The organism is Mesorhizobium sp. PAMC28654 (genome assembly GCF_020616515.1).
In the GTDB taxonomy this organism is placed as follows: Bacteria; Pseudomonadota; Alphaproteobacteria; order Rhizobiales; family Rhizobiaceae; genus Mesorhizobium.
Map to the genome: position 1 here is coordinate 5243593 of NZ_CP085135.1, position 18270 is coordinate 5261862.

The window sequence follows — 18270 nt, forward strand, 5'->3', positions numbered from 1 at the left end:
CCAGCGCTACATCACAGATCATTGTCACAAACCAGCGAAAAGCGCCAACCAGCGGCTAGGCGTCACTGGCCATGTGGTTAAGAACAGCGACCAGCCGGTCGCGATCGGATGTCATGCCCTTGTAGTCGAGCTGGGCGAGATCGAGGGTTTTCAGCTGCGCCGCGAAAGACACTGCCAGAGCCGCGCGGTCGTGATGACCAGCCAGCACCCGCAACGGATCTAGATGGATGCGGATGGTGAACAGGATATCGCGGGATGTGGGGAGTTTGCGCAGCGTCTGTCGCTCGACGCGGATGAAGGCGTGGGCGTTGATGTCGCCGTCCGGGAATCTGGAGGGGCGGTTGGTGGCGCGGTCGATGCGCTGGACGTCGGAGAGCGGATGGTAGAGCGCGTTACCTGACTGGATCGACCAGTTGTAGCGTTCGACGGCCTGGCCCTGGAGACCGTCGAACATGCGGTTGATCAGCTCCGCCGGACGCGTGCCCGGACCGAAACCCGGCACCGGCGCGTGGATCTCCTGCAGCGGCCGGCCGAATTTTTCGATCAGCGACCATGATGATGGAAAGCACAGCGAGCCGGCGACGAGCCGCCAGCCGCTCTCGTCGCGGCGCATGATGACCAGATCTTCCTGGACGAGAAGGGATGCGGCGACAAGCGGTGCATCCCCGAATTCGCCGGCACCGATGCCGCTGTCCGAATTGCCGTCCGCGCCAACCACCTCGATGCCGTTACTGGTACGGCGATGGGTTTGCGGGAAATGCGTCGGCAGGTGCTCCGCAAGCAGGTCGAGCACCTCACGCTGCGCGTCGCGGGTGCCATCCTCCTCGACAAAGACCCGCTCAGGGATCTCCGCGTAAAGCCGGCGCTTCTCGGCGAGGTAGGGCAGCAGATGGTCGTCAACCTCGATCCATCTGTCCGGATCGAGCGGCTTCAGCCCGATGGTGAACAGTTTCGAGGAACCGTAATAGGGCGTATGGGTGGGCACGGTCTGGCGCTGGTTCATGATTGTCCGCCGGCGTTTGCCGCGATGTATCGTCCCTCGGTCAGAACGCTCTCCTTCCGACCTGCGTCAGGCCAGCCTTGCGGGCATCAGGCCACGCAGCGAATTGCCGACAAAGATTGCCTTGGCGGATTTCAGTTTGTCCCATGTGTAGACGGCTTCATGGGCACGGCCTTCATCCAGAAGTTCACCGCGCAATACGCCAGGCAACAGGCCGCAATCGAGCCGGGGGGTTGCCAGCGTGCCGTCGCCGAAATCGGCGAAGATGTTGGTGATCGTGCCCTCGCATACCTCGCCGCGCTCATTGGCCAGCACAACCTCGTCGGCCTGGCTGATGAGGAATTCGGCGCGCGCCTTCTGGTAGGCATCGCGCCGGCTGGTCTTGTGACGCAACAGCGCGTCGGTTGAATCGAGGCGCGTGCGTGCAAGCTGCAGCCGCCAGACCTTGTCGGCTACGGATTGCTCATACGGCTGTGCCGAGGCCGTGACATGGCCGCTATCGGACAGGACAAGGCGCAGGCGCATCGCGGCCCTGGCGCCGTCGACAGCCTGTTTCAAGGCGTCGGCGATCTTTACCGGGTCAAAGGTGAAATCCAGCTCCGTCGCCGAAGCATGGAGACGTGCAAGATGGCGGTGGAGGCGAAGGAAGCCGGAACCCGGCTGCCAACGCATGGTTTCGATCAGCTCGAAGCCGGCTTTGTTCCCGTCGCGAAGCGCGCCTTGAGCAGACACTCCTGATACTCCTCCTCAGCCGTCGAATCAAAGACGACGCCGCCGCCGACATTGTAGACGGCCTCGCCGCTGGAGAAGAGCGAGATGGTGCGGATCGCCACGGAAAAGCGCATCGTGCCCCCTGGCGCGATCCAGCCTGTGGCGCCGCAATAAACGTCTCGTGGCGTCCCTTCAAGACCGTGCAGGATTTCCATGGCGCGAATTTTTGGCGCGCCGGTAATCGAGCCGCAGGGAAACAGCGCCGCGAAGATGCGGCGGATGGTGAGGCCGGGCAGCAGTTTCGCCCGCACGTCGCTGACCATCTGGTGGACGGTCGGATAGCTCTCGATGCGAAACAGCGCGGGCACTTCCAGCGTGCCGACTTCGCTGATCAGCGAGATGTCGTTGCGCAGGAGGTCGACGATCATCCGGTTCTCGGCCTGGTTCTTCTCGTCGTTGCGCAGGAAATCCTTCTGCCGCTGGTCTTCCTCGGGGGTCGCGCCGCGCGGTGCGGTGCCCTTCATCGGATGCGTCTCGATCATGCCCGTGGCGTCGATCTCGAAGAAGAGTTCGGGTGAGCGCGACAGGACGATGGGATCACTGAGCGTGATCAGCGCGCCATATTTGACAGGCTGGCGCTCGGTCAGCGCGTCGAATGCGGCGAGCGGATCGCCCGACCATTGCGCATGGATCGGAAAGGTGAGGTTGGCCTGATAGCAGTCGCCCTCGCGGATGTGTCGGTGGACCCCTGAGAAGCGCTCTTCATAATCCGCCGGCGACCATGTCGCCCTGGCGTCGAAGATCGGCCCGTTGGTGGGCGCTGCCGCGGGGACGACGGGTTCATCGACGGGCGCGTCGAAGACGCCGAGGCAGACAAGCGGGGCGCGACGTCCGCCTGGCAGCAGCGGAACGAGCTTTGGTTCAAGCAGGTAGCCGGCTTCGTAGGAGACATAGCCGGCCAGCCATTTGCCGGCCTCGTGCGCGGCCTGCGCGGCCTCGAATGCGGGTTCGAAATCCTCTGGCCCATACGCCGTGATGATTTCGGCCGGACGGTCAAAGACCAGCTGGCGCGCGCTCTCATCATTGCGGAATATCGCGGAGGGCAGGGACATGGGACTCGGGCGTTGAGGTCGATGAAGACGTCGACCGCTCTATATGGGGACCCGTTCCAGTGCAATCGAGGGAGCGGCGTCGGAAGACGCAAAGGCGGCCTCCCGGCAGATGCCAACCGGCGACACCCAAGGGGGGCGCCGCCAGGCCGTTGGTTGATGCCGGCAGAACCGGTCAGGTGTTGCTGGAGGTTCCCGCCGACGGGAAGCGGCGGGCGAATTCCTTTTCGTCGCCGGCTGCAAGCAGCTTCGCCTGGTCGACCCAGTGTTCGCGCTCGACGCGGCCACCGAATTGCAGGGCATGTTCGATCCGCTCTATTTCGGCGGGCGTCCATGCGGCGATCTGGGCGAAGGTGGTGACGCCTTGCCCCTTGAGCAGTTTCTCGTTGACCGGGCCGATGCCGATCAGCCGGCGCAGATTGTCGGGCTTGCTGGTCGTGGCGGCCTTGGCAGGCGCGGGTGCGGCCTTCTTGGCCGCGGTTGCCGGCTTTGCCACTGCCGGCTTGGCCACTGCAGGCTTTGCCGCTGCGGGCTTCGGTGCGGCCGCTTTCGGCGCGCTTGCATTCGCCGCCGCTGCTGCTGGCGCGGCCTTTGCCGCCGCTGGCTTGGCCGCCGGCTTTGCCGGAGCAGGCTTTGCTGGAGCAGGCTTTGCTGGAGCAGGCTTGGCAGGCGCGGATTTGGCTGGTGCCGGGCTCGACATCACGGCCGCCGGCGCCTGGCTTGCCGCCTTCGCGGGGCCTGTGCTTGCCGCGGAGGTCGTGCTGGCCGCGGGAGCTGTCTGCGCCTCACGCAGCCGGCGCTCGAGATCGGCGCGGGTCTTGCCACATGCATCCAGTTCGCCGGTCAGGCGGTCGCTGTCGGCGCGCAACCTGTCGCGCTCGCTGCGCGTGCGATCCAGATCTCCACGCAGGCTATCGAGTTCGCCGCGCAAACGTCCCCAGATGAACCAGCCCACCAACACACCTACCAGGAACGCCACGAGCAAATAGAAAATTCCTATTTTCTCTCTCCAGTCGGATCCGTCCGCCGTGGCATGGAGTCATGACGTTCGGCGAAGGACCATTCGATGGTGGTTCCGCTATTGGCGGAACTGCCGGCTTCGATCGAGCTGTCGGGGATCGGCTTTGCTTGCCATAGCCGACGGCCATTGTCGCGTCTGCCAGAAACGCCGCGGTCGGCGAAGATATCCTCGGCCCGATCCGCATTTGCTCCGGCTGAGCTTGAGGGCGGAGGCTATCATACAGCTTGCGGAAAGCTATCGGAAAACGTTCGTGCAGAGTTATTCAAGAACAAATATTCAGGACAAGAATAGAGCGATTCCCTACATGCATTCCGGCTCGGCTGTTCTGCCGGTCCCGCCTGCAAGCACGGTGTGCGGGATGCCTATTCGGCATCGCCCACCGATGCCGGTTGTCGGCGCATGGGCTAACGATCCAGGGCTTCGAGCTCGTCGATCAGGCCGCTGATGACACCAAGGCCGATCTGCCAGAAGGCCGGGTCGGTGGCGTCAAGGCCGAAGGGCGCCAGCAGCTCCGAATGATGCTTGGTGCCACCGGCGCGCAACATCTCGAAATACTTGTCCTGGAAGCCGCGCTCGGCATTCTGGTAGACCGCGTAGAGCGAGTTCACCAGGCAGTCGCCGAAGGCATAGGCGTAGACATAGAAAGGCGAATGGATGAAGTGCGGGATATAGGTCCAGAAGACCTCGTAGCCCTCGCGCAGCTTGATCGCCGGTCCCAGACTTTCGGCCTGCACCTCCAGCCAGAACTGGCCGAGCTTGTCGGAGGTCAGTTCGCCGTTCTTGCGTTCGGCGTGCACCTTGCGCTCGAATTCGTAGAAGGCGATCTGGCGCACGACCGTGTTGATCATGTCCTCCACCTTCTGGGCCAGCATCGCCTTGCGCTCGCGCTTGTCGGTGGTCTGGTCGAGCAGCGAGCGGAAGGTCAGCATCTCGCCGAATACCGATGCCGTCTCGGCCAGCGTCAGCGGCGTCGAGGCCATCAGCGCTCCCTGGCCGGCTGCCAGCACCTGGTGCACGCCGTGGCCGAGCTCGTGGGCCAGCGTCATCACATCGCGCGGCTTGCCCATGTAGTTCAGCAGCACGTATGGATGCGCCGACGGCACGGTCGGATGGGCGAAGGCCCCGGGCGACTTGCCCGGACGTACCGGTGCGTCGATCCAGTTGCGATCGAAGAAGGTCCGCGCGATCTCAGCCATGTCGGGTGAGAAGCGCTGATAGGCCGACAGCACCGTGTCCCTGGCTTCATCCCAGCCGATCACGGCCTGCGGGGTCTCGGGCAGCGGGGCGTTGCGGTCCCAGTGGTTCATCACCTCCATGCCGAGCCAGCGCGCCTTCATCGCGTAGTAGCGGTGCGACAGGCGCGGATAGGCCTCGCGCACCGCGAGCGCCAATGCGTCCACGACGCTGCGCTCGACGCGGTTGGCGAGATGGCGTGAATCGGCGATATCCTTGAAGCCGCGCCAGCGGTCGGAAATCTCCTTGTCCTTGGCTAGCGTGTTGGTGATCAGCGTGAAGGTGCGCAGGTTCTTGCGGAAGGTCGCGCCCAGCGCCTCGGAGGCCCTGCGACGCACCTCGCCATCCGCGTCCTGAAGGCGGTTGAGCGCCGGCTCGAGCGTCGTCTCCTCGCCGTCAATGTCGAAACGCAGGTCGGTCATCGTCTCGTCGAACAGGCGATTCCAGGCGCCGCGCCCTGTGATCGACTTCTCGTGGAAGAGCTGCTCGACGCGGTCCTCGAGCTGATAGGGCTTGTCCATGCGCAGGTCGAGCACCCATGGCCGGTAGTGACCGAAAACAAAGTCGGTGGCGAGCGCGCTCTCGATCACGGCATCGTCGATCATGTTCAGTTCGAGCGCGAAGAACAGAAGATGCGCGCTGGCATCGGTCATCTTCTCCTGGATGTCGCCATAAAGCTTGGCTCGCTGCGGATCGGCCGTGTTGCCGGCATAGACCAGCCCGGCATAGGAGACGATGCGACCGATCAGTTCTTCCAGCGCCTCATAGGCCTTGAGCGCCTCGCCAAGCCTGCCTTCGCCGCCGTGTGCGGCCTCGGTGGCGAGCGTGCCTTTCCAGCGGTTCTCGAAGCTGGTCGCGTCCGTGGCGGCTTTCGCTATGTCGCGCTTCAGCTCCGGCGCGTCCATGCCGGGGTAGAGATCGTTGAGATTCCATTCCGGCAGGTTGCCAAGCTCCGCCGCACCCTGACCGGATGCCGATGGCGCAAGCTGCCGAGCTAAAACCATATGCATCGCCGATACCTTCCAGAATCAATATTTAAAGGGAGGAGCAGGAAGCCGATCAAATCCTAAGGAATTCGTTCACCGGGTTTTTTGAAACCTTATTTAGAACCCTGTGCCAAGATGATCCACAGGGCGAATTTCCTCGGGCGGGCGTTGTTTATCAGTCATGACAGGTTCCATACTCATAGTCGATGACGATCCCGTGCAGCGCCGGCTGCTCGAGGCCGCTGTGACGAAATTCGGCCACACGGCAATCGTCGCGGATGGCGGCGAGGTGGGTCTCGATATACTGGACGGTCCCGGCGCGCGCGACGTTTCGGTGGTCATACTCGATCTCGTCATGCCCGGCCTCGACGGCATCGGCGTGCTGAAGGCGATGCGCGAGCGCGGCATCCACATCCCGGTCATCGTGCAGACATCCCAGGGTGGCATCGAGACGGTCGTTTCGGCCATGCGCCACGGCGCCTTTGATTTCGTCGTCAAGCCGGCCTCTCCAGACAAGCTGCAGGCATCGATCGGCAACGCGCTCAAGGTTGAGGCGATCGAGGGCGAGGTGCGGCGAACATCACGCCGCAAGGGCGGCCATCTGACGTTCAAGGACATGATCACGCAGAGCCCGGCGATGGACCGCGTCATTCGCCTTGGCCAGAAGGCGGCGGCGTCCAACATCCCGATCCTGATCGAGGGTGAATCGGGTGTCGGCAAGGAACTGGTGGCGCGCGCCATCCAGGGCACTGGCGACCGGCGTTCAAAACCCTTCGTCACCGTCAATTGCGGCGCCATCCCGGACAATCTGGTCGAGTCGATCCTGTTTGGTCACGAGAAGGGTTCGTTCACCGGCGCCACCGACAAACACACCGGCAAGTTCGTCGAGGCCCACTCGGGAACGCTGTTCCTCGACGAGATCGGCGACCTGCCGCTCGACGTGCAGGTCAAATTGCTGCGCGCCGTGCAGGACGGTGAGGTCGATCCGGTCGGCGGGCGCTCGACTGTCCGCGTCGACATCAGGCTGATCTCGGCGACGCACCGCAACCTTTTGCAGCAGGTCAAGGACGGCAAGTTTCGCGAGGACCTGTTCTACCGCCTCAACGTCTATCCGATCTTCGTGCCGCCGCTGCGCGACCGCCGCGACGACATCCCCTACCTTGTCGAGCATTTCATGGAGAAGGTCGCGCCCGCGAATACGCACCACCGGCTTCACGGCATCTCGGCCGGAGCCCTTGCCATGCTGCGGGCCTATGACTGGCCGGGAAACATAAGGCAGTTGGAAAACGCCGTCTTCCGCGCTTCGGTGCTCTGCGACGGCGACGTGCTGACCGAGGAGGAGTTCCCACAGATCCGGGCGCAGGTCAGCGGCACGGTCAACCTCGACGCGCAGGGTGCGCAGCCGCAGGTCCCATTGCCGCCGGACACGCCCGTGGGTGAAGACAACGCAAGGCAAGGTGAGGGGACCGCCATGCCCGGTCCGGATCCACAGGTGAGGCTCCAGCCCCGCTTCGGCACGCTGCGCGCGCTCGATGAACGCGGCAATGTGCGCGCCCTTGCCGATGTCGAACTCGAGATGATCAAGCTCGCCATCGATCACTATAACGGCCAGATGAGCGAAGTCGCCCGCCGTCTCGGCATCGGCCGCTCCACGCTGTACCGGAAGCTCAAGGAGTACGGCATCGACCCGGAAACCGGCCGCATCGAGCGGCTCGCATCCTAGGGCATTGTTCCCGAAGAGTGGCTCAAACAAGCAAGCAGGCAAAGCCCTGTCCCGATCCTGTCACGATGGGGCAGGGTCTAAAGCGCGTCGCGTCGAAACGGATTCACGCGACGCGCTTTAGGTCTTTTGTTTTATGCATGTCGTTCTCCCAAAACCGAGGTCACTTTTGGGCGACATGCATTAGACGCAATGTCGGTTCCAGCTTCCCGATATAGTGTCATCGTCTTGCGAAGCGCGGACTGTCCAAGCAAGGCGATGCGCCACGGGCTGTTCACGCATTTAAGGCAAACCGTAACAGATCGTGTATCGAGTAACGACCGAATCGTGATCTAAACCAGTGGTTTACCAAGAAGCGTTGTACACAATTTTTGACGGGATATCGCCACGGTGTTACCGCATTTCGGCTTCAATAAGTGATGATTAACCATTAGGGTTGATATTCGGATGCGATCCTGACGCATCTGTTTGGGGAAATCCGGGGACAGAAGACAGCCTGCAAGGCCTTTTGATTTTGAACAGAATCGAACGACACACAAACGGGCGATCCTACCGTATGCGCGTCTGGCCGAGATGGCTGGCAGCTATGGTTGTTGCCTTGGGGTTCCTCACAGCGGCCGCGACCGGCGCCAGCGCTGAAACACGTTCGCTGAAGCTTTATCACCTGCACACACACGAAAAGGCGGAGATCGTCTACAAGCGCAATGGCCGCTACGATCCCGAAGGTCTCAGGAAGATCAACATCATCCTGCGCGACTGGCGCCGCAACGAACCGACCAAGATGGATCCGCGCCTGCTGGACCTGGTCTGGGAAGCGTACCGTGAAAGCGGCGCGACCGACTACATCCAGGTCGTCTGCGGCTATCGCTCGCCGTCCACGAACTCGCTGCTGCGCAGCCGCAGCCGGGGCGTTGCCGAGAAAAGCCAGCATATGCTGGGCAAGGCGATGGACTTCTACATTCCCGGCGTGCCGCTGAAGAAGCTGCGCAACATTGGCCTCAAGATGCAGGGCGGCGGCGTCGGCTACTATCCGACCTCCGGCTCGCCCTTCGTCCACATGGATGTCGGCAATGTGCGCCACTGGCCCGGCATCAGCCGCCAGGAACTGGTGAGCGTGTTCCCCAATGGCAAGACGCTGCATGTGCCGAGCGACGGCAAGCCGCTGCCTGGCTATGAACAGGCGCTCGCAGCCTACAAGTCGCGCGTCGGTTCCGGAGCTCCGGCCATCGAAGTGGCCAGCGCTGGCGGCGGCACCAGGAAATCCGGCGGCCTGCTGGCGGCCCTCTTTGGCGGCGGTTCAGACGAGGCTGACGACAGCGCCGATGTCGCTTCCGATGAGCCCGCGCCAAAGCCGAGGACCGCGAAGCCGGCGCCTGCCGCCAAGAGCACCTTGCCGGGCATAGCCATCGTGGCGCCGCAGGATGCCAAGCGCGCCGAAATTCCGCAGATCGCCGACGCGTCGGCTTCGGAACCGGAGCAGGACACGCCGGAGACGATCATCGCGGCGCTGCCGGCCCGCGATGTTCCAGTTCCTGACTTTGCTCCGCGTCCGAAGGCCGATGTTGGTGCCCAGCAGCCGGAGAATGTGCCGTTTGCCGTCGCCGATGCGTCCGCCACGACCGAGCGGACGGTCGCTACCGCGCAAGCGCCGGAAAACGTTCCTTTTGGCACGACCGATCAATCGGACGCGCCTGACCAGGCACGGGTCGCGGTCAACAACGTGCCGCTGCCGACATGGCGCCCCGAACATGCGCCGGTCACTACCGCGGCCGATCTGACGCCGCCGAGCAAGGATGTGCTGCTGGCGCTCGCCGATACGGCTGAGCAGGGCAATACCGCCACCGACGCGTTCTCCGTGCTGCCGACGGCGCGGCCTGACACGGGCCGGACGGACGAGGTCAAGGCCGTTCTCGAACAGGTCGATGCGCAGCCGGCAATGACGGCTTCCTCGGTGTCCAAGGCTCCTAGCGTCGCGACGCCCGCCGTGAAGGATGTCTATCAGGTTGCTTCGCTGTCGGAGCCCCGCTCGGCCTTCAACGACCCGGATGGCGTCGATGCCGCATCGCCTCGCCAGGCGATCGTTGCACGCCCCGCCGGTACGGATCCGGTCGCGGCGATCGGCGCCGGCGTGAAGACGACGCGCAAGGAGTCACGGGCCACGGTGCGCGACCAGAAGCCTGGACCGAAGACCGTGGTGGTTGCCGCCGCGCCGCAGGCCGCCCGCTGGGCGCTGGGCAGCGGCGAGACCATCACCACCGTTTCCAGTTCGACGACAGCGCCGGGTTACGCCTATAACATCGTGCATACGCCGCCGAGCGAGGTCTACACGGCCGGTTTCCAGGCGGACAACCAGATGGCTGATGCCAACCGGTTCAGCGGCAATGCCGTAAAGTTCCTTTCGGTCGCCCGCTTCCAGACCAAGTAAAGGGCTGTATATTCGAACCAGAAGCCGCGCCGGGCGACCAGCGCGGCTTCTGGTTTCGGGATCATGCAGCGGCTACGGGTATACGATTTTCCGGCAGCGGGCGCCGGTAGCATCACGCCTGTCTGACATTCCCGTGATCGTGGAACGCCTCGCCCTTTCGCGGCTTTTACCCTTGTTCGTTCAAACCCGGGGAAATCCATGAAAAAGATACTATTGGCATCGCTCATTTCGCTTGCGGCAGCTTCGGCGGCTATCGGTCCCACTCAGGCCGATACAATGGTCGTCAAGGGCCATGACCATATGCATATGAGAAAGCATTGCCACATGCAGACGGTCACGCATTGGCGTCACCATCACAAGGTCGTCGAACAGGTCAAGGTTTGTAACTGATCGTTCGAAGTCGGTTCAACAAGACCCGGTCGATGCAAGTCGGCCGGGTTCTTTTTTATACCGACAGGCGCTGAAAGATGATGTGGCGGGAGATGCCCCAAAGGCTATTTTGCGAGCTTGCTCGCCGCGCGTGCCAGCGCTTCGATCTCGTCCCACTTGCCTGCCTTGACCATGTCGTCGGGCGCCACCCAGGAGCCGCCGACGCAGATGACGTTGGGCAGGCCGAGATAGTCGGCGGCGTTCTTGCTGGTGATGCCGCCGGTCGGGCAGAACTTCACATCGGCGAGCGGCGAGGCGAATGCCTTGAGCGAAGCGATGCCGCCCGACTGCTCGGCCGGGAAGAATTTGAGGAAGCGCAAGCCGGCCTCCCGCGCGGCCATGATCTCGCCGGGCGTGATGGCGCCTGGCAGCAGTGGAACCTCACTATCCCCAGCCGCCGCCAAAAGCTCACGGGTGATACCGGGGCTGACGATAAATCTCGAGCCAGCCGCCGCTGCCTCCTCGAACTGCCGGGCGTCAAGAATGGTGCCGGCGCCGACGATGGCCTCCTCGACCTCGCCCGCCACCCGACGGATCGCTTCCAGTGCGTCGGCGGTGCGAAGCGTGATCTCGATCGCCGGCAGGCCGCCACGGGCAAGCGCGCGCGCCAGCGGCACCGCGTCGGCGACATCAGCGATCTTCAGCACCGGGATGACCGGCTGGCCGTTGAGGAGCGACAGGAGTTTTTCGGTCTTGCTGGGCACTTGTTCTCTCCACGTCTAAAGCATGATCCCGAAAAGTGGACGTCGGTTTTCGGAAAAGATCATGCTCAAACAAACAGATAGAGCCCCATCCCGATTCATCGGGATGGAACAGGCTCTTATAGGTAATTCAACCGATTAGCAGACGGGTGTTTTCCTGTCCACGAAACGAAGCGTGTCGCGATGTCACGCGCCGTGGAACGGTTTTGCCGCCACGACCATCAAGGATGATGACGGGGTGATGAAATCCGCTTTACCTTGAATCGGCTGCCGCGAGCGTCTAGTTGCCTTGGCAATGACATCGTCCACGCCAACAAAACCTATCCGTGTCGCCGCGCTTTACCGGTTCGCCCGGCTCGAAGCCTTCGAGGAATTGCGCGCGCCGCTCGCCGCCTTCTGTTGCGGGCGCGGCATCAAGGGCACGCTGCTCCTGGCGCATGAGGGCATCAACGGCACTGTCGCTGGCAGCGAAGCGGACATCGCCGCGCTGATCGAGCATCTCGAATCCATCGAGGGCCTTGCCGGCCTCGAGGTGAAATACAGCGCCGCCGCCGAAATGCCGTTCCATCGCATGAAGGTGCGGCTGAAGCGCGAGATCGTCACCATGGGTGTCGAGGATATCGACCCGGCCAAAAGCGCGGGAACCTATGTCGCGCCGGCCGACTGGAACGCGCTGGTTTCCGATCCGGACACGATCGTCATCGACACGCGCAATACCTACGAAGTTTCGATCGGCACCTTCAAGGGCGCGGTCGATCCCGCCACCAGCAGCTTTCGTGAGTTTCCAGCCTGGGTGGAGGCGCATCGCGCGGAGCTGGACGGGCGGAAGATCGCGATGTTCTGCACCGGCGGCATACGCTGCGAAAAGGCGACGGCCTATGTGAAGTCGCTCGGCTTCGAGGACGTGTTCCATCTCAAGGGCGGTATCCTGAAATACCTCGAAGAGGTGCCCGCCGAGCAGAGCCTTTGGCAGGGCGAATGCTTCGTCTTCGACGAACGCGTTTCGGTGTCGCATGGCCTGGTCGAGGGGGAGGCCGAGCTCTGCCGCGCCTGCCGGCATCCGCTGACGGGCGACGACCGGCAGTCACCGAAATATGCCGCCGGCGTCTCCTGCCCGCATTGCTTCGACGACCGTTCGGATGAGGATCGCCAGCGTTATGCCGAGCGTCAGCGCCAGGTCGAACTGGCGCAGGCGCAGGGCAGGGGCCCGCATATCGGGCGCTAGCTCAGGGCCACGCAACCGAGAATCGATCGATGACCCAAAGCCATGCCCCGTCGCCCTGCCGGCGGGCGACCTCGGTTGTTATCGTGCCATCGGGAAGTCTGGTCGATGTGAGTGCGAGGTCTCCATTGACGACGGCCGGGCGCTGGTCGCCTGCAGCAAACTTTCGCCCCGTTGCGGTGATCTCCGAGAACAGTGCCTGGATCGCGTCACGGCCAAGTATCAGTTTCCCATCGCCGCTATCGACGATGGCGTGCGGCTCAAAAAGCGCTGCCATTCCGTCGATGTCTCCCACCCATTGTCGGGCAATCAGCAAACGCTCGAGATCCTGAGGATCACGCGCCGGCTCGCGGCTTGGTTCGTCGGTCATGGTGGCGCTCCAGTCGAGGCTGGACGGTACCCGAAATCGAAGCCGGTTTCGACACATCGAACGAGGATACGTCATTGTATTGTCAACGTGCGGGACCTACCTCTTCGGCGTTCGAAACCTGCCCGTTCGGCCGGGCAAATCTGGAGGCACTGAATGTTCGATCCCAAGAAGCTTCTCGACGATCTGCTCGGCTCGCAAATTCCCGGAACGGACTCCACGGTTCGCGACAAGGCGGGACAGGCCGTTCAGATGGCCAAGGACAATCCGCTTGCCGCCGGCGCAATTGCCGCCGTGCTGCTGGGAACCGGGGCCGGTCGCGAGGTGACGGGTGCCGCCGTGAGGCTCGGCGGCCTGGCCGCCATCGGGGGGCTCGCCTACAAGGCCTACCAGAACTACAAGAGCGGCAACGCACCCGCCGAGGCGCCCGCGGCCGGCGAGCCGGAATTGCTGCCGCCGCCGAAGGACACCGCCTTCCACCCCTCGCAGGCGCCGCAGGGCGAGGATGAATTCACGCTGACGCTGATACGCGCGATGATCTCGGCGGCGAAGGCCGACGGCCATGTCGATGATGATGAACGGCAGAAGATCGCCGGCAAGCTCGGTCTTGCCGGCATTGGTCCCGACGCCGAGAAATTCCTGATGGCGGAACTGGAACGGCCGCTCGATCTGGATAGGCTGGTGGCCAGCGCCCACACCGATGCGCAGAAGCTCGAGCTCTATACGGCGTCGCGCCTGACCATCGATCCCGACACGCGCGCCGAACGCGGCTATCTCGATCTGCTCGCCGGCCGTCTCGGCCTGCCGGATGCGCTGGTCGACCATGTCGAGGCGACGGTCTCGGCGGCAAAGGTGCCGACGAAGACCGGAACGTCACCCAACCCGCGCTGGTAGCCCAGATCGGCACAGGTGCTCTTGTCGGCGTTAACCTTTCGTTAACCTAGCAAGCGCATCATTCTACATAGTCGGATCGGCTTTTCCTCCTCCCAAGCTGGTTCAGATCAGGGCGGTCGCCAATGACCGCCCTTTTTGTCGGCAGATGGCTTCATGCGCACCTGCCCGGCTTGTCACGGCTGCCATCATTTGCGATGGCTTGACGGTCGCGGAGGACAGTCATGACAGATCACAAGACAGCCATCGTCACCGGCGCCGGAACCGGCATCGGCAAGAGCGTCGCCACGGCGCTGCTGAAGGCCGGCTGGAACACCGCGTTCTGCGGGCGCCGCAAGCCTGTGCTGGACGAGGCGATAGCCGAGGCCGGACCGACACAGGCCAAGGCATTGGCGGTTGCCTGCGACATCAGCAAGGCCGGTCAGGTCGACGCCTTGTTCAAGCAAGCGATCGAGGCTTTTGGCCGGGTCGACCTGCTCTTCAACAATGCCGGCATGGGCTATAAATCGACGCTGATCGACGAGATCCCGATCGAGGTGTGGAACGATATCGTAGGCGTCAATCTCACTGGCTCGTTCCTGTGCGCCCGCGCCGCCTTCGGCGCCATGCGCAGGCAGACGCCGATGGGCGGTCGCATCATCAACAACGGCTCGGTGTCGGCCTATGCGCCACGGCCGGGCTCGGTCCCCTACACGGCGACCAAGCACGCCATCACGGGGCTGACCAAGACGCTGGCGCTGGACGGCCGGCCCTTCGACATCGCCTGCGGCCAGATCGACATCGGCAACGCGCTGACCGAGATGGCGCAGCCGATGACGGTCGGCGTGCCGCAGGCCAACGGCACCATCGCCGTCGAGGCCGTGATGGACGTTCAGCGCGTCGCCGATGCCGTGCTCCACATGGCCAGCCTGCCGCTCGACGCCAATGTGCTGTTCATGACGGTGATGGCGACCAAGATGCCGTTCGTCGGACGAGGGTGAGCGGCGCGCCTTGGCGGGGCATTCGCCGCCGGTTCATTTGCCCGCCAGCGGCACTCCGGGCTTGAAGAGCAGAATGGGCCGGATTTCGTAGACGGCGGTCGCATTGACACGGCGAAGGTCGCGAGCGATCGCGATTGCTTCGTCTCGGGTAGTGCAGTCGACGATATAGAAGCCGAGCAGCTGTTCCTTGGTCTCGGCGAAGGGGCCGTCGATGATCACGCCGTCGCCCGGGCCGCGCAAGGTGCAGGCATCCTGTGTCGCTCCCAGGCGCGCGGATGGCCCAAGAGTACCTTCCTCGTGAAGCCGGATGTTGATCTCCAGTAGGTCGGCCATCAGCGCCGCATCCTCCTGCGGCGTCATCGCCACGATCGCGCCTTCCACGTGATAGGCAAGGATTGCATAGAACATCGAGCTTCCCCCTTTTTTCAATCATGAGCATCCGGGACGGTCGATCTCAGTCCTGGACCTTCCACCACGTCACTTCGCCAGGAAAGCCCGGATCCGTTCCAGCGCGCGCAAGATGTTCTCTTCGGAATTGGCGTAGGACAGCCGGATGTAGCCTTCGCCGAGGATGCCGAAATCGGGGCCGCCGATCAGCGCCACGCCGGCATCGTCAAGCAAGGCGGAAGCCAGCTTCTTGGCCTTCCAGCCGGTCTTCGACACGTTAGGGAAGGCATAGAACGCGCCCTTCGGCGTGATGCAGGAGATGTTGGGCAAGGCGTTCAGCCCTTCGACGACCACTTTCCGCCGCCGGTCGAAGGCGCGCATCATCGTGTCGACGTCGTCCTGCGGACCGTCTATCGCGGCAATGCCGGCAAACTGGCTGGGAGCGTTGACGCAGGACCAGCAATTGACGGCAAGCTTGCGCACCTTGTCGTAGAGATGCGCCCCCTTGTCGCCGTTCGGCCAGATCGACCAGCCCATGCGCCAGCCGGTCATCGCCCAGGTCTTCGACCAGCCGTTGAGCACGATCAGCCGGTCGCGGATCTCCGGAAAGCCGAGCAGCGAGCAATGGGTCTCGCCGTCATAGGTCATCACGTCGTAGATCTCGTCGGAGAGGATGGCGACATCAGGGTGCTTCTCCAGCCCCTTGACCAGCTTCTCGATCTCTGCGCGAGGCGTGACGCCGCCGGTCGGGTTGGCAGGCGAGTTGAGGATCAACAGCCTCGTCTTCGAGGTGATCAGCGCCAGCGTCTCCTCGGCCGAGAAGGCGAAGCCGTTCTCCTCGCGCATCGGCACGGGGATGGGCGCGGCACCCGTGAACTCGATCATCGAGCGGTAGATGGGAAAGCCGGGATCGGGATAGAGGATCTCCGCGCCCGGTTCGCCGAACATCAGGATCGCGGCGAACATGGTCGGCTTGCCGCCGGGCAGGATCATCACTGTCTCCGGTGACACCTCGACTCCGGTGGTGGTCAGCGTGCGCCGCACCACCGCTTCCCGCGTCGCCAGCAGGCCATTGGCCGGCGTGTAGCCATGATGGCCGTCACGCAGGGCCTTGATCGCCGCCTCGACGATGTGCTGTGGCGTCTTGAAGTCGGGCTGGCCGATGCCGAGGTTGACGATGTCGCGGCCTTGGCTCGCAAGTGCCGTGGCACGTGCGAGCACCGCGAAGGCATTTTCCTCGCCGAGACGGTCGAAGGCCGAAATCGTGTGGAGCATTTTTCCCGTCCGTGTGGTTCTTGCTGTTGGGTCGTGTTTTTGTGAGCCTTGGCCAGCAAATGTCAAACGGATTGGAGTTCTTGGTGTCTGAAAATCTCAAGGATTGGCAGCCGCGCCCTCGGCCCGAACGCAAGGCGCTGGACGGCCGTTATGTCCGGCTGGAGCCACTAAGCGCGGCAAGGCACGGCGACGGTCTGTATGAAGCGTCCTCGGTGTCCGATATCGGCGGCCGTTTCGCTTGGCTGCCCGACTATCCGCCGCAAACGCGGGCCGACTTCCAGCCCTGGCTGGACAAGGTGGAAGCCAGTGAGGACCCGCTGTTCTTCACCGTCATCGACAAGGCCAGCGGCAAGGTCGCGGGGCGCCAGACGCTGATGCGCATCGATCCGGCCTATGGCGTCATCGAGATCGGCAACATCTATTGGGGGCCGGTCATGTCGCGCAAGCCTGCGGCGACGGAAGCGCAGTTCCTGTTCATGAAGTACATCTTCGACGATCTCGGCTATCGCCGCTACGAATGGAAGTGCAACAACCGAAACGAGCCGTCCAAGCGCGCGGCCGAGCGGTTCGGCTTCAAGTTCGAGGGCATTTTCCGCCAGCATCTGATCGTGAAGGGCGAAAATCGCGATACCGCGTGGTATTCCATCATCGACAAGGAATGGCCGGCGTTGCGCAAGGCCTATGAGGCATGGCTCGATCCGGCCAATTTCGACGGTGACGGCCAGCAGAAGCGGCGACTCGAGGACTTTCGCGCGGAGTTTGGCGCGTAAGATATCGACGCTTGGGGAGTTCGCGGATGGCACATGCCCACGGCTCGCAGGGCCATGATCACGGCGCCGGGCATGTCCACGGTGCGACCGACAAGAAACGCGTGCTGATCGCGGGCTGCCTGACAGCCGGCTTCATGGTCGCCGAAGCGCTCGGCGGCCTCTTCACGGGATCGCTGGCGCTGCTCGCGGATGCCGGCCACATGCTGGCCGACGCGGTCGCGCTCGGCCTTGCCTGGTATGCTTTCCACCTTGCGGACAGGCCGGCCACCGGCCGTCTCACCTATGGCTTCGGCCGGGTCAAGACACTGGTTGCCTACACCAACGGCATCGCCATCTTCGTCATCGCGCTGTGGATCGTCTACGAAGCCTGGGGTCGCCTGGAGGCACCGGCGCCGGTGCGCGCCGGGCCGATGCTGGTGGTGGCCGGCCTTGGCCTGCTGGTCAATATCGGCTCGTTCCTGGTGCTGCATGGCGGCGACCGCGAGAGCTTGAACATGCGCGGCGCCATCCTGCATGTGCTCGGCGACCTCCTCGGTTCGGCCGCGGCCATCGTGGCGGCGCTGGTCATCCTGGCGACAGGCTGGACGCCGATCGACCCGATCCTGTCCGTCCTCGTCTCGGTGCTGATCCTGTCCACCGCATGGTCGCTGATGCGCGCCGCCGCCCATGTCCTGCTCGAAGGCGTGCCGCCAAACCTCGACCGCGACCTTATCGCCAGGGATATCGAGGCGTCGGTCAAGGGCGTGCGCGAAATACACCATATGCATGTCTGGTCGCTTGACGGCTCGAGCAACATGGCGACGCTGCATGCCTGTCTCGACGAGGGCGTCGATGCCCAGCAGGCGGTCAGCACCATCAAGAAACGGCTTGCCGCCGAGCATGACATCAGCCATGCCACGGTGGAGCCCGAATTCGGCCAGTGCGCCGACGGCCACGAAGAACACGATGATGGTGATCATGATGCGGCTGCGCATCACGGCCACCACCACTAGCGCCGGGAGTTCCATGGCCTTGAAGATATCAATGATGAGCCGCTGCCGCAG

At 63.5% G+C, this 18270-nt stretch carries 17 protein-coding genes; 8 read left to right on the top strand and 9 right to left on the bottom strand.

Annotated features, from left to right (window positions below; genetic code table 11):
• Window positions 1-55: 55 nt before the first annotated feature.
• From LGH82_RS25740 to LGH82_RS25760, 5 genes are all read right to left on the bottom strand, one after another.
• Window positions 56-1003: a heme-dependent oxidative N-demethylase family protein gene (locus LGH82_RS25740; RefSeq protein WP_227345420.1), complete on the bottom strand. Its 948-nt coding sequence runs from the start codon at window positions 1001-1003 to the stop codon at window positions 56-58.
• Between the two features lie 66 nt (window positions 1004-1069).
• A complete protein-coding gene (locus tag LGH82_RS25745) occupies window positions 1070-1732 on the bottom strand; it encodes an aminotransferase class IV family protein (protein WP_227345421.1) in 663 nt (220 codons plus the stop codon).
• On the bottom strand, window positions 1681-2823 hold the full coding sequence (locus LGH82_RS25750) for an aminodeoxychorismate synthase component I (RefSeq protein ID WP_227345422.1): 1143 nt from the start codon (window positions 2821-2823) through the stop codon (window positions 1681-1683). The genes LGH82_RS25745 and LGH82_RS25750 overlap by 52 nt, the downstream gene beginning before the upstream one ends.
• 172 nt (window positions 2824-2995) lie before the next feature.
• The gene (locus LGH82_RS25755) at window positions 2996-3799 is read right to left on the bottom strand and encodes a proton-conducting membrane transporter (protein ID WP_413771391.1); all 804 of its coding nucleotides are present in this window, start codon (window positions 3797-3799) and stop codon (window positions 2996-2998) included.
• Between the two features lie 446 nt (window positions 3800-4245).
• Complete coding sequence (locus LGH82_RS25760; protein ID WP_227345423.1) at window positions 4246-6084, bottom strand: M3 family oligoendopeptidase; 1839 nt, start codon at window positions 6082-6084, stop codon at window positions 4246-4248.
• A 157-nt stretch (window positions 6085-6241) separates the two neighbouring features.
• On the opposite strand from LGH82_RS25760, the gene LGH82_RS25765 reads away from it, so the two are divergent.
• From LGH82_RS25765 to LGH82_RS25775, 3 genes are all read left to right on the top strand, one after another.
• Complete coding sequence (locus LGH82_RS25765; RefSeq protein WP_227345424.1) at window positions 6242-7783, top strand: sigma-54-dependent transcriptional regulator; 1542 nt, start codon at window positions 6242-6244, stop codon at window positions 7781-7783.
• A gap of 553 nt (window positions 7784-8336) precedes the next feature.
• Window positions 8337-10205 carry a YcbK family protein gene (locus tag LGH82_RS25770; protein ID WP_227345425.1) on the top strand — a complete coding sequence of 623 codons (1869 nt, stop codon included), beginning with the start codon at window positions 8337-8339 and terminating at the stop codon, window positions 10203-10205.
• A 198-nt stretch (window positions 10206-10403) separates the two neighbouring features.
• The gene (locus LGH82_RS25775) at window positions 10404-10595 is read left to right on the top strand and encodes a hypothetical protein (RefSeq protein ID WP_227345426.1); all 192 of its coding nucleotides are present in this window, start codon (window positions 10404-10406) and stop codon (window positions 10593-10595) included.
• A 104-nt stretch (window positions 10596-10699) separates the two neighbouring features.
• Here LGH82_RS25775 and LGH82_RS25780 read toward each other — a convergent pair whose 3' ends face one another.
• Window positions 10700-11338 (bottom strand): 2-dehydro-3-deoxy-phosphogluconate aldolase, encoded by a 639-nt coding sequence (locus tag LGH82_RS25780; RefSeq protein WP_227345427.1) that lies wholly within the window; start codon window positions 11336-11338, stop codon window positions 10700-10702.
• A gap of 292 nt (window positions 11339-11630) precedes the next feature.
• Here LGH82_RS25780 and LGH82_RS25785 point away from each other — a divergent pair, with 292 nt between their 5' ends.
• Window positions 11631-12560: a rhodanese-related sulfurtransferase gene (locus LGH82_RS25785; protein WP_227349685.1), complete on the top strand. Its 930-nt coding sequence runs from the start codon at window positions 11631-11633 to the stop codon at window positions 12558-12560.
• Between the two features lies 1 nt (window position 12561).
• On the opposite strand, the gene LGH82_RS25790 is transcribed toward LGH82_RS25785, so the two are convergent.
• Window positions 12562-12927 carry a YybH family protein gene (locus LGH82_RS25790; protein WP_227345428.1) on the bottom strand — a complete coding sequence of 122 codons (366 nt, stop codon included), beginning with the start codon at window positions 12925-12927 and terminating at the stop codon, window positions 12562-12564.
• A 153-nt stretch (window positions 12928-13080) separates the two neighbouring features.
• On the opposite strand from LGH82_RS25790, the gene LGH82_RS25795 reads away from it, so the two are divergent.
• Entirely contained in the window at window positions 13081-13818 is a 738-nt protein-coding gene (locus tag LGH82_RS25795) for a tellurite resistance TerB family protein (RefSeq protein WP_227345429.1), read from the top strand.
• A 221-nt stretch (window positions 13819-14039) separates the two neighbouring features.
• Window positions 14040-14795 carry an SDR family oxidoreductase gene (locus tag LGH82_RS25800; protein ID WP_227345430.1) on the top strand — a complete coding sequence of 252 codons (756 nt, stop codon included), beginning with the start codon at window positions 14040-14042 and terminating at the stop codon, window positions 14793-14795.
• 33 nt (window positions 14796-14828) lie between these two features.
• Here the strand turns inward: LGH82_RS25800 and LGH82_RS25805 are convergent, their stop codons facing one another.
• Window positions 14829-15203, bottom strand: coding sequence for a YciI family protein (locus LGH82_RS25805; protein WP_227345431.1), 375 nt, complete (start codon window positions 15201-15203; stop codon window positions 14829-14831).
• Window positions 15204-15272: 69 nt separating this feature from the next.
• Window positions 15273-16457 (bottom strand): pyridoxal phosphate-dependent aminotransferase, encoded by a 1185-nt coding sequence (locus tag LGH82_RS25810; protein WP_227345432.1) that lies wholly within the window; start codon window positions 16455-16457, stop codon window positions 15273-15275.
• Window positions 16458-16540: 83 nt separating this feature from the next.
• Here LGH82_RS25810 and LGH82_RS25815 point away from each other — a divergent pair, with 83 nt between their 5' ends.
• Together LGH82_RS25815 and LGH82_RS25820 are read left to right on the top strand one after the other, a co-directional pair.
• Window positions 16541-17227: a GNAT family N-acetyltransferase gene (locus LGH82_RS25815; protein ID WP_227345433.1), complete on the top strand. Its 687-nt coding sequence runs from the start codon at window positions 16541-16543 to the stop codon at window positions 17225-17227.
• A 26-nt stretch (window positions 17228-17253) separates the two neighbouring features.
• Complete coding sequence (locus LGH82_RS25820; RefSeq protein ID WP_227345434.1) at window positions 17254-18219, top strand: cation diffusion facilitator family transporter; 966 nt, start codon at window positions 17254-17256, stop codon at window positions 18217-18219.
• Window positions 18220-18270 lie beyond the last annotated feature (51 nt).

What these genes read in the sequence shown, in the direction of transcription:
- LGH82_RS25740 (WP_227345420.1), bottom strand. Translation starts at nt 1,003, where the DNA reads ATGAACCAGCGCCAGACCGTGCCCACCCATACGCCCTATTACGGTTCC.
- LGH82_RS25750 (WP_227345422.1), bottom strand. Translation starts at nt 2,823, where the DNA reads ATGTCCCTGCCCTCCGCGATATTCCGCAATGATGAGAGCGCGCGCCAG.
- LGH82_RS25760 (WP_227345423.1), bottom strand. Translation starts at nt 6,084, where the DNA reads ATGCATATGGTTTTAGCTCGGCAGCTTGCGCCATCGGCATCCGGTCAG.
- LGH82_RS25765 (WP_227345424.1), top strand. Translation starts at nt 6,242, where the DNA reads ATGACAGGTTCCATACTCATAGTCGATGACGATCCCGTGCAGCGCCGG.
- LGH82_RS25770 (WP_227345425.1), top strand. Translation starts at nt 8,337, where the DNA reads ATGCGCGTCTGGCCGAGATGGCTGGCAGCTATGGTTGTTGCCTTGGGG.
- LGH82_RS25775 (WP_227345426.1), top strand. Translation starts at nt 10,404, where the DNA reads ATGAAAAAGATACTATTGGCATCGCTCATTTCGCTTGCGGCAGCTTCG.
- LGH82_RS25785 (WP_227349685.1), top strand. Translation starts at nt 11,631, where the DNA reads ATGACATCGTCCACGCCAACAAAACCTATCCGTGTCGCCGCGCTTTAC.
- LGH82_RS25790 (WP_227345428.1), bottom strand. Translation starts at nt 12,927, where the DNA reads ATGACCGACGAACCAAGCCGCGAGCCGGCGCGTGATCCTCAGGATCTC.
- LGH82_RS25795 (WP_227345429.1), top strand. Translation starts at nt 13,081, where the DNA reads ATGTTCGATCCCAAGAAGCTTCTCGACGATCTGCTCGGCTCGCAAATT.
- LGH82_RS25800 (WP_227345430.1), top strand. Translation starts at nt 14,040, where the DNA reads ATGACAGATCACAAGACAGCCATCGTCACCGGCGCCGGAACCGGCATC.
- LGH82_RS25805 (WP_227345431.1), bottom strand. Translation starts at nt 15,203, where the DNA reads ATGTTCTATGCAATCCTTGCCTATCACGTGGAAGGCGCGATCGTGGCG.
- LGH82_RS25810 (WP_227345432.1), bottom strand. Translation starts at nt 16,457, where the DNA reads ATGCTCCACACGATTTCGGCCTTCGACCGTCTCGGCGAGGAAAATGCC.
- LGH82_RS25820 (WP_227345434.1), top strand. Translation starts at nt 17,254, where the DNA reads ATGGCACATGCCCACGGCTCGCAGGGCCATGATCACGGCGCCGGGCAT.